Here is a 16,227-nt window from a genome sequence, read left to right as displayed (position 1 = left end):
CCCGGCCGCGGCTCGGATGTCATCCGGCGGTCTGCTCCGCACCCAGTGCGCCGTCGGCCGCGTGCAGGGCGAGCGCCCGCACGGCCTCTTCGCGGGAGGCGACGCCGAGCTTGCGGTACACCGACTTGACCTGCGACTTCACGGTGTTGGGCGAGACCGACAGGTCGGCGGCGATCTGCGCGATCGTGGCGCCGCTGGCGAGCGAGCGCGCGACCACCTGCTCACGCGGGGTGAACTCGGGGCCTCGCGCGCGCGACCCGATCGCCCGGCGCGCGATGCTGCGCTCCAGGGCCGGACCGAGGACATCGTCGAGATCCGTGCCCGCGACCACGTCCCGCGCGGCCTCGAGCGCGTCGACGGGAACGAGCGACAGGGGAAGCGTCAGGCCGCACCGGTCGAGATGCACCGCGAGCGCCCGCAGCGCCCGCAACGTCTCGTCCGCGTCGGCTCGGAGGGCCAGTGCCCCGGCGGTGAGGGACAGGTGCTCGGCCCGGAGCCGCGCATCGGGCCCGCCGACGGGAACGGTCGCCAGGATCTGCAGAGCGGCGTCGGAGTCGCCGGCGGCCAGGCGGATGCGGGCCCGGGCGATGTCGCGCTCGGCACCGGCAGGGAGCGCGGACGCCGCCCGATCGGCCGCGGGAAGGTCGCCGCGCGCGACCTCGATCAGTACGCGCGTCCGCTGCATCCGGCGCCGACTGCTGGGGCCCACGGCCTTGCGTTCCTGCTGCCGTTGCTCCGACCGGTCGGCCTGGGCCGCGGCGTCCTCGACGTCGCCGCGCAGGATCCGGATGAGCACATCGATCTCCTCCAAGAGTGCCCAATGCTCGATGGTCTGCCGGTGGGGGGCGAGCACCGCCATCTCGGCCTCCGCGGCATCCGGGTCGTCGTTCTCCAGGGCGATCCACGCCAGCGCCGCCCGCAGGAGCGATCCCGGATAGCCGGTGAGCCAGCCTTCGGGCCAGTGACGGGACAACGCCGCGTCGGCGACCGCTGTCGCCTCGCGGATCTCCCCGGAGGCCGCGAGGATGCCCGCGGTGTGGGCGAGAGCCTGGATGCCGCCGTGCAGCCCCCGCTCCGCCGCGGTCGCCTCGGAGCGCCGGAAGGCGGCGAGCGCCTCGTCCGTGCGCCCGCCGTAGTACAGCGACAGCCCGATCTGGTTGTCGACCGTGGGGGCGTTCCGCCCGAGCCGGTCGCGCTCTTCGGGCGTCATCCCCGACATCGTCTCGAACCCCGCCTCAGCGGCCCGCAGAGCCTGGGCTTCGCGCCCCGAGACGCGGTGGGCCGCCGACTCGACCGCCGCCAGCAGCGCCCGATCGGCCGGGGCCGCCGTCGCGCGCTGCGTGCGGGCGCCGTAGGCGGCGAGGGTGAAGAACTCCAGGGCGCGCAGACGATGGCCGGCGCGGGCGTTGTAGAGGAGGGCGAGCAGCATGCTCACGAGCGGCTGCGCACGCAGCGTCAGCGGCGGCACGCGGCGGAAGAGCTCGCGCACCTCCGACGCGTCGGCGAAGAGGTCGGACCAGTGCTGCCGCACCACGTCGGTGACGAGCGCCCAGTCCCGCGCGTGCACCGCGGCCTGGAGGGCGGGATAGGGGCGGCCGTGATCGAGGTTCCACCGAGCGATCCGCGCGTCGAGGCTGCGCACGAGCCGTGCCGGGAGCCGCCGCCGGCTGGTGGCGTCGAGGATGCGGCGGAACACCGGGGAGGGGATGAACAGCGTCCCCTCGCGGTCGGGCGCCGGCGGGGAGCTCCAGTAGCCGAGACCCTCGGATTCCGCGCGATCGAGCAGCGCCACCGCATCCGGATCGTTCGTGAGCTGTCGGGCGAGGTCGGCGTCGACGGCCTCGGACAGGGAGATCCGCTCGAGGAAGGTGCGGAACGCCGCGTCCCACGCTGGCGCACGCATGCGCAGGAGGGATGCCACCGGGTCGGCGGCGCCGGTCGCGTCGGTGCGGCCGGAGAGGCCCACGACGCGCGCGAGCGCCGCGCTGGCGCCGTGCTCCAGCACGTGCGCGACAGTCTGCGCGGACGCGGCCGGTCCGAGGATCTCCACGACCTCGGCCTCGGTGAGGGCGAGGTCGGCAGGCCCCAGGCGCTCGACCTCGAGCGCGACATCCAAGCCCGGCTCGGTGAAGCGGTCGGCCCGACGGGTGGCCACGCGCAGCGACAGGTCGGGGTTCTCGGCGACCGTGCGCAGGATGCCCGCGGCCGTGTCGTCATCGAGGTGCTCCGCCTCGTCGAGCACCAGCGTGAAGGTGCCGGGGATGCGCCGGAGCCCGCGGCCGACCATGCGCCAGGGATCCTCTCCGAGGCTCAGGGTCTCGCTCGCCGTGCGCAGCGGATTGTCGGCCTCGAGCAACCCGACCGCGTCGAGCTCGGCGGAGAGGTCGCGGACGAATGCGGCGGGCTCGGCGAGCCCCTCGCGCACGCGGAACCACAAGCCGTGGCGGTCGGTCGCGGTGGCCCACTGCGTGAGGGCCGCGGTCTTTCCGAACCCGGATGGCGCATGCAGCACGACGACGGCCGCCGCCGCGTCGAGGCGCTCGGTGAGGCGTGAGCGCGCGGCGAGGCGAGGCGGCAGTCTCGGAACGGCGAGGATCGTCATAGCGGCGAGGGGTCGATCGCGACAGGAAGCCCGGTCGCCGTTTCAGCCTATCGATGTGCGCCGCGCCACGGCGCGGCCCGCGCCGCTTCCGTGGCCGCGAGGGGTCACATCATGCCGCGTGAAGCCGGTCCCGGACGGCATCGACTGACCCTTCGCGCTCGGCGGGCGGGCGATGCGGCGAGTGGACGCGGCGGCGGGAGTCGAACCCGCAACGCGATCGGGTATGAGCCGATGCCCGGGACCGCCCGGACCGCCGCGATGACGCCCTCACGCTATCGTTGCGTGATCGGCGGAGCGAGCGTGTGACGGCTGGTTTCGCGGAATGACGTCGGACGGCCAGCATCCGTTCACCCGTTCACCCCGCCGCGAGTGACGCGCCGGCTCCGCGGGTGCGCCCGAGAGAGTGCACCGCCGCGGCGCCGGATGCCGCCAGCCAGCGCCGCACGCGCGTGACCAGCTGCTCGAGCCACGACGTCGCGGGCTCGAGGCCCGGCGCGACGACGAGGCGGATGTTGCCGGCCGCCACACGCCCGCCCGCCGCTCGCGCCTGGCGCGCGTCCGCACCGGGGAGGCGCAGGTATCGCAGCAGCGGCCCACCGGGCCGGTCGGCCCAGGCGGAGAAGGTCGCGAAGTGGCGGCCGTCGGGCGAGGTGTCGAGAACGAGGATCTCGTGGGCGCGCATCGTCTGACCCAGCGCGGCGGACAGTCGGGCGCCGAGATCGCGGTCGTGCTCTCCGGCAGGCAGCAGCAGCGAGACGACGGGAGTGCGGCGGGCGTCGACCCTCCGCCACGAGTTCTCGGGCGGTACGTCGGGGCACGAGCCGGACGTGGATTCGTTCATACCGCGACGGTAAGCGCCGGCCTCGGTCGGCCGGAACCTCCGGGAGGGCCGATCGGGTCGTACTAGGGGGTGACATCGGCGCGACAACTGCATACCCCGGTGGGGGTCTCCTACACCCGCAGGGTGACGCGGCATCGGCCGCCCGATTCCTAGGGTGGCGACATGCAATGGATCTTCGACCTGGTGGCGACCGTCGACGCGTTCCTCATCGACGCCGTCGCCTCGCCGTGGATGCTGCTCGTCCTCCTCGCCGTGTGCATCATCGACGGCTTCTTCCCGCCCGTGCCGAGCGAGATCGTCCTGCTCACCGCGGCGACGGTCACGTGGGGCATCAACCCCGCCGCAGTCCTCCCCGTGATCGCCGTCGCCGCCCTCGGCGCCTGGATGGGGGACGGAATCGCCTACCTCCTGGGGCGGCGACTGGGGATCACGTCGTCGCGGTGGGCGCGGAGCGGCCGCCGTGCGGCGGCGCTGGAGCGCGTGCGAGGAGAGTTCGAGCGCCGCCCCGCCAGCATCATCCTCACCGGACGCTTCATCCCCGTGGCCCGCGTGCTCGTCAACGTCACGGCCGGCGCGATGCGCATGCCGTATCCCCGGTTCGCGGCCTTGAGTGCGATCAGCGCCTCGGCCTGGGCGATCAGTTCGGCGGCCCTCGCCGTGCTCATCGGCGGTCTCGTCCGCAGCCAGCCGCTCCTCGGCACCGCGATCGCCGTCTCGATCGCCCTCACCGCCGGCCTGGTCGTGGACCGGATCCTCTCCCGGCGCCGCCGGCACATCCCCGATCCCGAGCCGGTGCTCGAGTCGGCGTCCTGCTGACGTAGATCACCGCGAGGGGTCGCATGCGGCGGCGCGACGGCGCGCGCGTGCCGCGTGTCGCGACCCCTCGCGAATGAGGCCCGCGCCGGACGGTCAGGCCTCGGCCGACGACACGACGGCGACGCGCCCCAGCGCCGCCGCCAGGATCGGCGACGCGTCGGGCGGTGCCGAGTCGGCGCTCCAGGCGATGAACATGTCGGGTCGCACCAGCACCAGGTGCCCCGTGAGCACCGGGTCTTCCGGACCGGAGAGGCGGAGGGTGACGAGATCGACCCCCAGCTCGGCGGCGGCGCGGGCGAAAACGCCATCCCCATCCACGGTGCCCGCCTCCAGTAGGGTCCACTCCGGTCCGAGCTCGTCGAAGAGCGAGCGGTGACCGGGCAGCCAGGTGTGCGGCAGGCGTCCGCCTGCGAGAGTCGACGGCTCGTAGTGGTCGATCGCGGCGATGGCCTCGGCCCGATGCTCGTCGTCGAGGACGATGCCGGGGGAGTCGGGGTAGCGCGAGCCGAACTGCACACCCTGGCTCCACCACTGCTTGCGGTCGATCTGCTGGATGAGCCTTCCCGCCTCCGAGCGCAGCTGCGTGCCGGCGTCGCTCGGCTCGTGCAGCACCGGGTCTCGCCCGATCGCCGCCATATCGCGGTCGATCCGCAGCGCGGCGCGAGAGGTCGCCTCACCGACCGACTGCCGCTCGGTCTCGTAGTCCTCCAGCAGGCGCGCGCCGCCGCTGCCATCCAGCAGCGCGGCGAGGCGCCAGCTCAGGCCCATCGCGTCGGCGATGCCGGTGTTCATCCCGAAGCCGCCGAGCGGCAGCCACAGGTGAGCCGCGTCTCCGGCGAGGGCCACCCGGCCATCCACGAATCGGTCGGACACGAGTCGGCGCGGGGTCCAGCGGATGACCTGGATCTTCTCGTGCGCGATGTCCCGGCCGATGGCCGCGCGCAGAACCTCGTCGGGGTCGAGGTCCTCCGGCGCCATGCCGACCGGCACGCGGCCGTGCAGCAGGAAGAGGTCCTTCCCGTCGAGCTGGAGGAACGACCCGCGGTGCAGCGGGCCGTACCACCAGTACATCCACCCCGCGTCGGGTCCGAGGATCTCGCGCATCTCGTCGGAGCGGAAGTAGACCGAGAGGCGTTCCTCGGCCGCCGTCGCGTCGCCTTGCAGGCGAGCGCCGATGGCCTTGCGGATGACGCTCGTCCCCCCGTCGCACCCGGCGACATAGTCGGCCTCGACGGCGATCTGCTCGCCGGTCTGGGCATTGCGAAGGGATACGATCGCCGACGCGCCGGTCTGGGACACCCCCGTCGCCGCCCACCCCCGGCGCAGCTCCACCGTGGGAAGCTCCCGCAGCCGATCCTCGAGGATCGGCTCGAGGAAGATCTGAGAGATCCGGTGCTGCGGTTCGGGCGTCGGCCACTCCTCGAACTCGGGAGCCGTGCCGTCGAGGATGTCCTGGGCAGAGGAGAAGCGGAAGCGCGTCAGCTCGTATCCGTCCAGCGTCGTCTTGTAGACGACGTCGGTCGGGTGATCCAGCGGCAGACCCGCGCGACGGATGCGGTCGGCCAGACCGAGCCGCCGGAAATACTCCATCGAGCGCGCGTTGGTCGTGTTGCACCGGGGGTTCTCGGTCGTGCTCGCGGCGGGATCGACGATCAGGACGTCGATGCCGCGCCGACCGAGGTCGAGGGCGAGGGACATGCCGACCGGGCCGGCACCGGCGATGACGACTTGGTGCTTTTCTCGAGGTGACGGCATCGTCGATGAATCCATTCCGTGGCGGGGCGGCGCATCCTGCGCTCTGGGGTCCCGAGGTGTGCGTCCCACGGTATGAACGGAAAAGCGATAGCACCATGACAAATTCAGCCGGAGATAGATAGCCGTTTCACGATCAGAGGTTCCGACATAACTCATGGACGCCCGCGCTCCCGGCCCGCAGGATATGGAGGGGCCCCCGCCGAACGTCGACCGGCCCCGGAGCCTCGAGAGGACGAGAACGTGAGCCTGATCCAGTACCTCGCCCGCATCCAGTTCGGCGTCGGTGCGCGCGCGACCCTCGCTGCGGAGGCCGAGGAGGCGGGCATCCAGCGGCCGCTCGTGATCTCCGATCCCGGTCTCGCCGGGAGCGGCCTCCTCGACACTGCGCTGGCATCGTTCGACGGCCGGGCGCTGCCGCGATTCGTCGACGTGCCGGGAAACCCCCCGGAGCGCGTGGTCCACGCGGCGCTGCGCGTCTATCGCGATCGCGGATGCGACGGTATCGTCGCCGTCGGTGGCGGATCGGTGCTGGACACGGCCAAGGCGGTCGCGCTGCTGGCGGAGCAGGGCGGCCGGCTCGAGGACTACATGGCGCGGACGGGAGGAAGCTCCCGCATCCGGCGCATCGCCCCCGTCGTCGGAGTGCCGACCACGGCCGGCACCGGGAGCGAGATCGGTCGCGGCGCCGCGATCACTCTCGACGACGGCGAGAAGGCGGTGTTCCTGAGCCCTCATCTCGTGCCCGCCGCGGCCGTCTGCGATCCGGAGCTCACCATCGGTCTCCCTCCGGGGCTGACCGCCGCGACCGGCATCGACGCCTTCACGCATGCGTTCGAGGCGTTCCTCTCCTCCGCGTACAACCCGCCGGCCGACGCGATCGCGCTCGATGCCATCGAGCGGCTCCACCGCTGGCTGCCGCGGGCCGTCGCCGACGGCACCGACCTCCAGGCGCGCACCGAGGTGATGATGGGGGCGACGGAGGCGGCCATGACGACATGGAAGGGGCTCGGCGCCACTCACGCGCTGTCGATGCCGTTCGACGATCTCGGTCTGCATCACGGCACGCTCGTGGGGGTGCTGCTCCCGCACACGATCGACTACCTGCGCGACGCAGCCCCCGCGGATCGCCTGGATCGGGTCGCACGAGCCCTGTCGTCGACACCCGACTCCCTGGCCGACGACCTCGCCCGATTCACGCGCTCGCTGCGGCTTCCCGCTGGCCTTGCGGCCATGGGGGTTCCGGAGGATTTCCTCGATCGCGCCGCCGAGATCGCCGCGGGCACCGCCTTCAACCAGACCGTGCCGCGCCCGCTCAGCGCCGCCGAGTATCGGGCCCTCGCGGGAGCCGCTTTCGCGTGAGGGCATAGCCCTTTGGCTATCGTTGGCACCCGAACTTCGTCAGACCCAACGGGGCGAGTCCGACGTATCGTGACGACTATGAGCGACACGGCGACGATCCAGACGGCCACCTCGGGGTTCAGTGGGGAACCTCTCCGCGCCCGGAACCCTCGCAGCGGCGAGATCGACTATGAGGTCCCCACTCCGGCGCCCGCGGAGGTCGCCGCCCTCGCGGCGGGACTGCGTGCAGCCCAGAGCGGATGGCAGGCCCAGGGGCTGGAGGCGCGGCTTGCGGTGCTTGCGCAGTTCGCCGACGTCGTCGAGTCGATGGCGGACGAGATCGGTGACGCCGAGGCAGCCGACACCGGCCGTTACCGGGTGGCGCACGAGGTGCCGCACATGGTCGCGGCCGCGGTGCGCGACTGGTGCGCCAAGGCGCCCGCCATCGTGGAGTCCGCCATCCTCGAGGGCCGCTCGAGCGTCTTCAGCGACGTGAAGTACACCACAAGGCTCGAGCCGTATCCGCTCGTGGGCATCATCAGCCCGTGGAATCATCCGTTCCTCCTGTCGGCGACCGACGCGATCCCCGCGCTCATCGCCGGCTCCGCGGTTGTGGTGAAGCCGAGCGAGGTGACGCCGCGGTTCATCGAGCCGCTCATGCGGGCCGTCGCGCGAGTGCCCGCCCTCGCCGAGGTCTGGCGTTACATCCCGGGGGCCGCCGATGTCGGCCGCGCGCTCATCGACAACGTCGACATCCTGTGCTTCACGGGCAGCGTCAGCACGGGGCGCATCGTCGCCGAGACGTGCGCGCGCCGGTTCATCCCCGTGTTCCTCGAGCTGGGCGGCAAGGACGCGGCGATCGTCACCGCGTCCGCCGACCTGGATGCGGCGGCGGCGGCCGTGCTGAAGGGCGCCGTCCACAACACCGGGCAGCTGTGCTTCTCCACCGAACGCGTCTACGTCGACGAGAGAGCGTTCGCCCCCTTCGTGGACGCCCTCGTGTCGCAGGCCGAGCGTCTCGAGCTGTCGTGGCCCGACCCCCGACGGGGCCACCTCGGGCCGTTCATCTTCGAGAAGCAGCCGCAGATCGTCGACGACCATCTCCGAGATGCCGTCGAGCGGGGCGCGACCATCGTCACCGGAGGGCCGAGTGAAGAACACGACGGCGGTGTGTACATGAGACCGACCGTGGTCGTCGGCGTGGATCATTCGATGCGCCTCATGACGGAGGAGACCTTCGGTCCCGTCATCCCCGTCATGCCCTTCCGCGACATCGAGGAGGCGATCGCCCTCGCGAACGACAGCGAGTTCGGGCTCTCCGGTGCGGTCATCGCCGGCGACGAGGACGAGGCGGTGCGCATCGGCGAGCGTCTGAACGCCGGTGCGATCAGCCTGCAGGACACCTCCCTCACCATCGGGATCATGCGCGATGTCGAGAAGGTCGCCTTCGCCGGCTCGGGTATGGGCGGGTCGCGGATGGGACCCGCGGCGATCCTCCGATTCCTGCGCAAGAAGGCGCTCATCGTCCGCGAGGGCGCCGTCGTCGGGATGGACCAGCTGGGGGAGCACACCGCTCGCTGACCCCGCCAACGAGACCGCCGTCACTTCGGTGACGGCGGTCTTCGTTTGATAGTCGAATGCATAACTGTCTGCTGGAAACTTCGTCATAGACCCATGAATTTCCGCGGGATACCGTGAATCTCACCTCGTCACCGGCCACCCGATGCGCACCCGTGCACCGGCGGCGGACGAGGGCCCGAAGACCCCGAACCCTTGACTCAAAGCGGAGGACAAGATGAAACACAGCCCGTGGAAGATCGGCGTCGTCGCCCTGACGGTGCTCGCCCTGACGGGGTGCGCCGGCGGCGGTGGTGCCGCACCGGAGACCGACGACGGCAGCACCGAGCCGTACACGCTCGGCGTCGCCCTCGCCCTCACCGGCCCGACGGCATCGAACGTCGTGGTGTACCGCGAGGCGGCCGAGCTCGCCGTCGAGGAGATCAACGCCGCCGGCGGCATCGACGGCGTGCCGCTCGAGCTCGCCGTCGAGGACACCGCCGGCACCGCCGACGGCGGCGTCACCGCGATGAACAAGCTCATCAACCTCGGTGACGTCGACTTCGCGCTCGTGAGCGCGTCGGGTCCCGCCCTGGCTGCGCAGCCCGCCGCGGCGCAGGCCGAGACCGTCATCCTCTGCGTCGGCTCGGTGAGCCCGGCGCTGTTGAACCTGCCGTACCTGTACCTCAACGCCGTCAACCTCACCCGCCTCGTGCCGTCGCTGGCCGACGAGATGTGGGATCAGGGGTTCCGCGACATCGGCTTCATGGGCGGTGCCGACCCGTTCGGCGAGGGCGCCTTCGGCGTGCTGAAGCCGTACTGGGAGGAGCTGGGCGGCACGATCGTCTCCGAGCAGTACTACGACTCCGCCACCGGGGGTGACTACAGCTCGCAGCTGCTGCAGATCAAGTCGGCCGATCCGGACTTCGTCTTCGCGGTCGGAGTCGGCGAAGTGCTCGGCAACATCGTCAAGCAGACCCGCAGTGCCGGCATCGACGTCCCGATGGGCGGTCCGCTCGCGACCGGCGGCCTGCTCGCGGCGGCCGGCGCCGACGCGGACGGCTTCCAGGACGTCAGCATGGCGCTGGATCCGGAGCTCGACAGCGAGGCGGCTGTGGCCTTCCGCGACGGCTTCGCGGCCGTGAGCGAGCAGGCGCCCGCGTGGGACTCCGGCTCCGGGTACGAGGCGGTGTACCTGTACAAGTCGCTCGTGGAGCGCGCGATCGAAGAGGGCAAGGATCCCCGCTCGGGCAAGGTGCTCAACGAGCTCATCGCCGGCGCCACCTTCGAGGACATTCTCCAGGGCGGAGAGGTGACCTTCCTCCCCGACCACTCCGTCAGCCGCCTGATCGCCTTGCGCAAGGTCGACAACGGCGACTTCGTCACCGAGGAGCTCATCGAGCCCGCCGAGTGAGCATGCGGCGGTCGTGCGCGGAAACGGCGCACGACCGTCGCTCCTCGCACTGCCCGATCGACCAGAGGACATCCCATGAGCGCCGTGCTCAACGCCGCGATGCTGGGCATCGCCATCGGAAGCCTGTACGCCCTGCTGGGCGTGAGCTTCTCCGTCATCTACACGCCGACGAAGATCTTCCACTTCGCGCACGGCGCCGTCATCGTCGCCGCCGGCTACGCCGCCTACACCTTCATCGAGCGGCTCGGTCTTCCCCTCCCGATCGGCGTGCTCGGCGCCATCGTGGTGGCGGTGGTCCTGGGTGTGGCCATCGAACTGCTGGTCTACCGGACGCTGCGCCGCCGCTCCGCGTCGCACCTCATCGTCTTCATCGCCTCGGCGAGCGTGCTCACCCTCGTCGCGGCACTCATCACGATGGCCTACGGACTCGCGCAGGTGAGCTTCTCGGCGCCCGTCCGGCCCGCCTTCGACGGCGCACCACTGACGAACGCCCAGCTCACGACGATCATCGTCGCGGTCGTCATCATCGTTCCGCTGGCGATCTTCCTCAAGCGCTCGCCGTGGGGAATCCGGTTCCGGGCCGTCGGCGACGCACCCGAGGCGGCGCAGCGGCGCGGAGTGAACATCCCCCGCGTCTACCTCGTCAGCTTCGTGCTGGGGTCGGCGATCGCCGTCCCGGCGGCGATCCTGCAGGGCTGGGCCACCGGATTCCGCCCGGAGATGGGGTTCCACGACGCGCTCATCGCCACGGCGACGACCCTCGTCGCCGGGTCGCGCGGCGTCCTCGCGGTGGCCGCTGCCGGCGTCGGCATCGGCCTCGTCCAGGGAATGTCGCTGCTGGTGTTCCCGTCGAGCTGGCAGGACGGCGTCACCTACTTCCTGCTCTTCCTGGTCATCGTCGTGCCGAGCCTCGTGCGACGGAGAGGACTGGTGCACGCATGATCGACTATCTGGCCCAGATCATCAGCTTCGCGAGCGTCTTCGCGATGCTCGCTGCGAGCTACAGCCTCGTCATGGGAACCGCCGGCGCGTTCTCCTCGATGCAGGCGGCGTTCTTCGGGATCGGCGCCTACGCCGCATCCATCTCCGCCATCTCCTTCCAGACGCCGTTCCCCTTCGACCTTCTTCTCGGCGGAGCGACGGCGGCAGTCATCGGAGTGTTGGTGTCGCTGCCGCTGTGGCGCCTTCCCGGCGAGGCGGTCCTCGTCGCGACGATCGCCTTGCAGCTGGTCTTCTCGAGCGTGTTCGTGAATGCGACGGTCACGGGTGGTCGCTCGGGTCTGTACGGGATCCCCCGGCCGCAGCTGTTCGGCATGCCTTTCGCCACGGCTCTTCCCTTCGCGATTCTGGCCGTCGTGGTCGCCGTGGTCGTGATCCTCCTGCTGCATCTTTATCTGCGCCGCTCAGCCGGTCTGTCGACACGGGCGCTTCGCGATGACTCATCGCTCGCCCAGTCGTTCGGGATCGCCCCGGCAGCTCCGCGCCTGGCAGCGTGGATGCTGAGCGCCGGCTTCGCCGGGGTCGCCGGTGGCCTCTACGCACGGTTCGTCGGGTACATCGACCCGGGCTCGTTCTCGCTGCACCAGACGCTCCTCATCCTGACGATGCTCGTCATCGGAGGGCTCGGGAATGTGTGGGGCGCCGCCTTCGGCGCGGTCCTGCTGGTGGCGGTGCCGGAACTGCTCTCGTTCGTGCCGTCCACATCGTCGGCCGCCGATCAGCTCGAGCCGGTCATCTACAGCGTCGTGCTGCTGCTCGTGGTGATGTTCCGTCCGCAGGGGATCTTCCCCGAGCGGAACGTCCCCTCGCGGCGCGGCCGCCGCCCCGGGGCCCCGGCGGCAGGATCCGCGCCGACGGCCGAGCGCCCCGCCGACGCGCCCTCCGGCACGGTCACCATGTCGGGGATCACCAAGAGCTTCGGCGGCCTGTCGGTGCTCAAGGGGATCGATCTCGAACTCCGGCCTCACGAGGTCACCGCCATCCTCGGGCCCAACGGCGCGGGCAAGACGACCCTCTTCAACATCATCGCCGGGGCGGAACGGCCCGACGCGGGCACTGTCGAATGGGGCGGGCAGCTGCTCACCGGAAAGCGGCCGCACGAGCTGGCCCGCATGGGCATGGCGCGCTCGTTCCAGGACGCCCGCATGTTCTCGACCTTCACGGTGTACGAGTACATGGTGGTCACCGCCCACACACGGCGGACGGGCACGATGCGACTGCTCAGCCGGCTGGTGCCCGACGGCCTCACGGAGGAGATCCGACTCGCCCTGGAGCCCTACGGTCTCGCCGACCAGCTCGACACCCGTCTCAGCGATCTGTCGTACGGGCAGCACAAGACGCTCATCCTGGCGTCGCTGGTGTACTGGGGGCCGACGGTCGTGCTCTTCGACGAGCTGGCCGCGGGCCTGGATGCCAAGAGCGCGGCGGATGTCGCGGCGCACGTCCGCGAGCTGCGATCGTCCGAGCGCGTCATCTGCCTCGTCGAGCACAACCTCGACTTCGTGTGGGCGGCGGCCGATCGCGTCGTCCTTCTCGGCGAGGGACGAATCGTCGCCGACGGCACTCCCGAGCAGATCCGGCAGGATCCGGCGGCGTTCGCGACCTACTTCGGCAAGGCGGAGATCCCATGACCTTCACAGCATCCGGCGTCACCGCCAGCTACCGACGCGGCCAGCACGTGGTCACCGACGTCTCGCTGTCGGTCGCGCCCGGCGAGTTCGCGCTCATCCTGGGTCACAACGGCGCGGGGAAGACCACGCTGCTGAACGCCCTGTACGGCACGCGGCCGCTCGATGCCGGCTCCGTCCGCATCGACGGGGAGCTGCTCGCCTCCGGCACCCGCAGTCGCATCCAGCGGGGGATCGCGTTCGTGCCCTCCGAGGGTGCGGTGATCCCCGGGCTGACGGTGCACGAGAACCTCGTCGTCGCGGCCACGGCGGTACCCGGCCGCCGCCGTCGCCAGTGGCAGCCGTTGATCGCCGAGGCGCTCGGCTGGTTCCCCGACCTCGAGGCGAAGCTCGACGCCCGCGCGCGGACGCTGAGCGGTGGGCAGCGCCGCATGCTGGCCATCGCGATGGCCCTCACGCAGAGTCCGTCGTATCTGCTGATGGACGAGCCTTCGCTGGGCCTCGCGCCGCAGATCGTCGATGACGTCTTCTTCAAGCTCGCCGAGCTGCGGTCCACGCTCGGAATGGCGACGATCGTCGTCGAGCAGACGGCGCGGCCGACCCTGCTCGCGGCCGATCAGATCCACGTCATCCGCGGCGGGGAGCAGGCGTTCCAGGGCGATCGGGAGGCGTTCGACCGCCACGATCTGTGGGAACTGCTGTGACGACGGCCGAGGCGGTCTTCGCCCCGGCCCGCGTCCGCGTGACAGCGCTTCCCGGTGGCGGGAGGGAGGTGGTCTCGCTCGTCGAGCCCACGCCGCCGCCGCCGTCGACGCTGCACTGGCTGCGCGCCGCCGCTCGAAGCACTCCGGCCGCGCCGGTGCTCACGTGGTGCGCGGCCGACGGGCTTCGCCGCACCCTCACCTACGGCGAGGCGTGGCACGACGTGCAGACGCTCGCCGGCGGACTGCGCGCGCTCGGGCACCGACGCGGGGATCGGGTGGTCATCCTCGCCCGCAACGGTCCCGGCCACTTCCTGCTCGCACACGCCGCCATGCTGGCCGGCATGATCTGGGCCCCCGTCGCCGCGCAGTACGCCGCACCCGGCGCCGATCCGGCCCGGCTGCGCGGGGTGCTCGATGCGCTCGAGCCGGCCCTGGTGTATCTCGACGACCGGGCCGAGTCCCCGGGAGCACCGGATGATGCCACCGCTCTCGTCGGAGACGACGGGCTCGCGCGCGTGCGTGCCACCGCAACCGGTACCGCGCCCACGCTGGCGGAGATCTCACCCGACGACCCGGCGAAGGTGCTGCTGACCTCGGGGTCGACGGGCGTGCCGAAGGCGGTCATCCAGACGCACGGCGCGATCGCGGCGAACGTGCAGGCGACCCTCGACGTGTGGCCCTTCTTCCTGCGCGAGCCGCCCGTGCTCGTGGACTGGCTGCCATGGAACCACTCGTTCGGCGGCAACTCCAACCTCAATCTCGTCCTCGCCGGCGGAGGGGTCCTCCACGTCGACGAAGCCCGCGGCCTTCCCGGTGCGCTCGGCACGACCATCGCCAACATCATCCGATTCCGCCCCACGTACTACGCCGCGGTGCCGGCCGTCTTCGCTGACATGCTGCCGCACCTGGAGCGCGACGAGCGGTTCCGATCAGCCCTGTTCCAGCGTGCGCAGGCGCTGTTCTCGGCGGGCGCGGCGATGAGCGCCGACACGTTCGAGCGGCTCCGAGCGGCGTCGCTGACGGTGCGAGACACTCCCATCCCCGTGCTCAGCGGCTGGGGCTCCACCGAGGTCGGGCCAGGCGCCACGATCGTGCACACTCGCTCCAGTCGACCGGGTTGGATCGGTGAACCGCTGCCGGGTGTGACGGTGCGGATGGTGCCGGTCGGCGAGAAGCTCGAACTGCGTGTGAAGGGACACTCCGTCACGCCCGGCTACTGGGGCGATCCGGCGCGCACGCGCGAGATCTTCGACGACGACGGCTTCTATCGCTCCGGGGACGCCGGGGTGCTCGTGGACGAGAATCGCCCGGAGCGGGGATTCCGCTTCGACGGGCGCATCGCCGAGGACTTCAAGCTCGCCAACGGCAGCTGGGTGAACACGCAGCGGCTGCGCGGCGAGATCCTCGCTGCCGGCGGCGGCACCGTGCGCGACGTCGTGATCGCCGGCCCCGACCGCCCCCACCTGATCGCGCTGGTGTGGACCGCCGACGACGCCGAGGTCGACCTCGACGCCCTCGTCGCCCGCCACGCCGAGGGTCGTCGCGGTCAGACCAATGTGCTGCGCGGCGCTGTCACCCTCGGCGAGCCCGATCCGGAGGAGCTGAGCCCGAAGGGCCAGCTGCGCCCGAACGTCGTGCTGGCCCGCCGGGCCGAGATGCTCGACGACGCCTACACCCGAATGGAGTACGCCCGATGATCACCGTTTCCACCGTCGCCGAGCTCGAGCCGCTGGTCGGCACCGAGCTCGGCATCTCCTCCTCGGTGACGCTGTCGACCGGCGACATCGCCGCGTTCGCCGAACTCACCGGCGACCGGCACTGGTTGCACATCGATCGCGTCCGCGCCGCGGCCGAGGCGCCCTTCGGTGACGTGATCGCTCACGGGTTCTTCGTACTGTCGCTCGTGACCGGGCTCGCCAACGAGTGCTACGCCATCGAGCGGGCCGAGCGCTGGGTCAATTACGGGCTGGAGCGGGTGCGCTTCACCGCCCCGCTGCTGCCGGAGGTGCCGGTGCGGCTGCGACTGGTGCTCCGCGACCTGAGCCGCCCCGTCGGTTCGCCGGCGCGGCTCACCCTCGCTTGCACGGTCGAGAAGGAGGACGGCGCCGCGGTGATGATCGCCGACTGGGTCGTGCTCGTCGTGGAGGGTCGGGCATGAGCGCCGAGTTCACGCCGCTCGGCCAGGACGCGTCATTCCTGGGGCATGTCGGCGGCATCACGTGGCATCGCAGGGACGATCGCACCGATGTGCGCCTGGAGGTGGCAACGCATCACCTGAATCCGAACGGTCACGCGCACGGCGGGGTGCTGTTCACCCTCATGGACATCACCCTCGGCGCCACCGTCGAGAGCTTCCTCGGCGAGAATCCCGCCGGTCACCCGATCACGGTGCAACTGTCCTCGAGCCTCATGGGATCGGCGCGTCAGGGCCAGACGATCCTCGGTGAGGCCCGGGTGGAGAGCTCGACGCGCACCCTCACCTTCGTCGACGGCCGGCTCACCGCCGACGACGGGCGCCTCCTCATGACCGCACGCGCGGTCTTCCGCAATCCGCCCCGCGCGTGAGGCCGGTG

13 protein-coding genes and 1 tRNA gene are annotated in these 16,227 nt (G+C 71.3%); 10 read left to right on the top strand and 4 right to left on the bottom strand.

Annotated elements, in window-relative coordinates; translation table 11 throughout:
- Positions 1-19 precede the first annotated feature (19 nt).
- The 3 genes from ACTU3I_RS12775 to ACTU3I_RS12765 form a co-directional block, all read right to left on the bottom strand.
- Positions 20-2,602: a LuxR C-terminal-related transcriptional regulator gene (locus ACTU3I_RS12775; RefSeq protein ID WP_442926073.1), complete on the bottom strand. Its 2,583-nt coding sequence runs from the start codon at positions 2,600-2,602 to the stop codon at positions 20-22.
- A gap of 182 nt (positions 2,603-2,784) precedes the next feature.
- Positions 2,785-2,860, bottom strand: a tRNA-Met gene (locus tag ACTU3I_RS12770).
- Between the two features lie 97 nt (positions 2,861-2,957).
- Positions 2,958-3,443 carry a hypothetical protein gene (locus ACTU3I_RS12765; RefSeq protein WP_442926072.1) on the bottom strand — a complete coding sequence of 162 codons (486 nt, stop codon included), beginning with the start codon at positions 3,441-3,443 and terminating at the stop codon, positions 2,958-2,960.
- A 162-nt stretch (positions 3,444-3,605) separates the two neighbouring features.
- Here ACTU3I_RS12765 and ACTU3I_RS12760 point away from each other — a divergent pair, with 162 nt between their 5' ends.
- Entirely contained in the window at positions 3,606-4,259 is a 654-nt protein-coding gene (locus ACTU3I_RS12760; RefSeq protein WP_442926071.1) for a DedA family protein, read from the top strand.
- A 93-nt stretch (positions 4,260-4,352) separates the two neighbouring features.
- On the opposite strand, the gene ACTU3I_RS12755 is transcribed toward ACTU3I_RS12760, so the two are convergent.
- Positions 4,353-6,014: an FAD-dependent monooxygenase gene (locus ACTU3I_RS12755; RefSeq protein WP_442926070.1), complete on the bottom strand. Its 1,662-nt coding sequence runs from the start codon at positions 6,012-6,014 to the stop codon at positions 4,353-4,355.
- A 240-nt stretch (positions 6,015-6,254) separates the two neighbouring features.
- On the opposite strand from ACTU3I_RS12755, the gene ACTU3I_RS12750 reads away from it, so the two are divergent.
- The 9 genes from ACTU3I_RS12750 (at position 6,255) to ACTU3I_RS12710 (ending at position 16,219) form a co-directional block, all read left to right on the top strand.
- Entirely contained in the window at positions 6,255-7,373 is a 1,119-nt protein-coding gene (locus ACTU3I_RS12750; protein WP_442926069.1) for an iron-containing alcohol dehydrogenase, read from the top strand.
- 78 nt (positions 7,374-7,451) lie between these two features.
- Positions 7,452-8,933 (top strand): aldehyde dehydrogenase family protein, encoded by a 1,482-nt coding sequence (locus ACTU3I_RS12745; RefSeq protein WP_442926068.1) that lies wholly within the window; start codon positions 7,452-7,454, stop codon positions 8,931-8,933.
- 214 nt (positions 8,934-9,147) lie between these two features.
- A complete protein-coding gene (locus tag ACTU3I_RS12740; RefSeq protein WP_442926067.1) occupies positions 9,148-10,323 on the top strand; it encodes an ABC transporter substrate-binding protein in 1,176 nt (391 codons plus the stop codon).
- Positions 10,324-10,398: 75 nt separating this feature from the next.
- The gene (locus ACTU3I_RS12735; RefSeq protein WP_442926066.1) at positions 10,399-11,265 is read left to right on the top strand and encodes a branched-chain amino acid ABC transporter permease; all 867 of its coding nucleotides are present in this window, start codon (positions 10,399-10,401) and stop codon (positions 11,263-11,265) included.
- Positions 11,262-12,953: a branched-chain amino acid ABC transporter ATP-binding protein/permease gene (locus ACTU3I_RS12730; RefSeq protein WP_442926065.1), complete on the top strand. Its 1,692-nt coding sequence runs from the start codon at positions 11,262-11,264 to the stop codon at positions 12,951-12,953. Before ACTU3I_RS12735 ends, ACTU3I_RS12730 begins: the two co-directional genes overlap by 4 nt.
- Positions 12,950-13,654, top strand: coding sequence for an ABC transporter ATP-binding protein (locus ACTU3I_RS12725; protein ID WP_442926064.1), 705 nt, complete (start codon positions 12,950-12,952; stop codon positions 13,652-13,654). Before ACTU3I_RS12730 ends, ACTU3I_RS12725 begins: the two co-directional genes overlap by 4 nt.
- Positions 13,651-15,351 (top strand): AMP-binding protein, encoded by a 1,701-nt coding sequence (locus tag ACTU3I_RS12720; RefSeq protein ID WP_442926063.1) that lies wholly within the window; start codon positions 13,651-13,653, stop codon positions 15,349-15,351. The genes ACTU3I_RS12725 and ACTU3I_RS12720 overlap by 4 nt, the downstream gene beginning before the upstream one ends.
- Positions 15,348-15,812, top strand: a complete 465-nt coding sequence (locus tag ACTU3I_RS12715) for a MaoC/PaaZ C-terminal domain-containing protein (RefSeq protein ID WP_442926062.1) — start codon at positions 15,348-15,350, stop codon at positions 15,810-15,812. The genes ACTU3I_RS12720 and ACTU3I_RS12715 overlap by 4 nt, the downstream gene beginning before the upstream one ends.
- Positions 15,809-16,219 (top strand): PaaI family thioesterase, encoded by a 411-nt coding sequence (locus tag ACTU3I_RS12710; RefSeq protein WP_442926061.1) that lies wholly within the window; start codon positions 15,809-15,811, stop codon positions 16,217-16,219. Before ACTU3I_RS12715 ends, ACTU3I_RS12710 begins: the two co-directional genes overlap by 4 nt.
- Positions 16,220-16,227: the final 8 nt, after the last annotated feature.

Origin of the sequence: Microbacterium sp. RD1 (assembly GCF_052220165.1) — a bacterium.
GTDB lineage: Bacteria > Actinomycetota > Actinomycetes > Actinomycetales > Microbacteriaceae > Microbacterium.
Note: the sequence above shows the minus strand (reverse complement) of the source record. Positions and strands in the feature narration are given on the sequence as shown.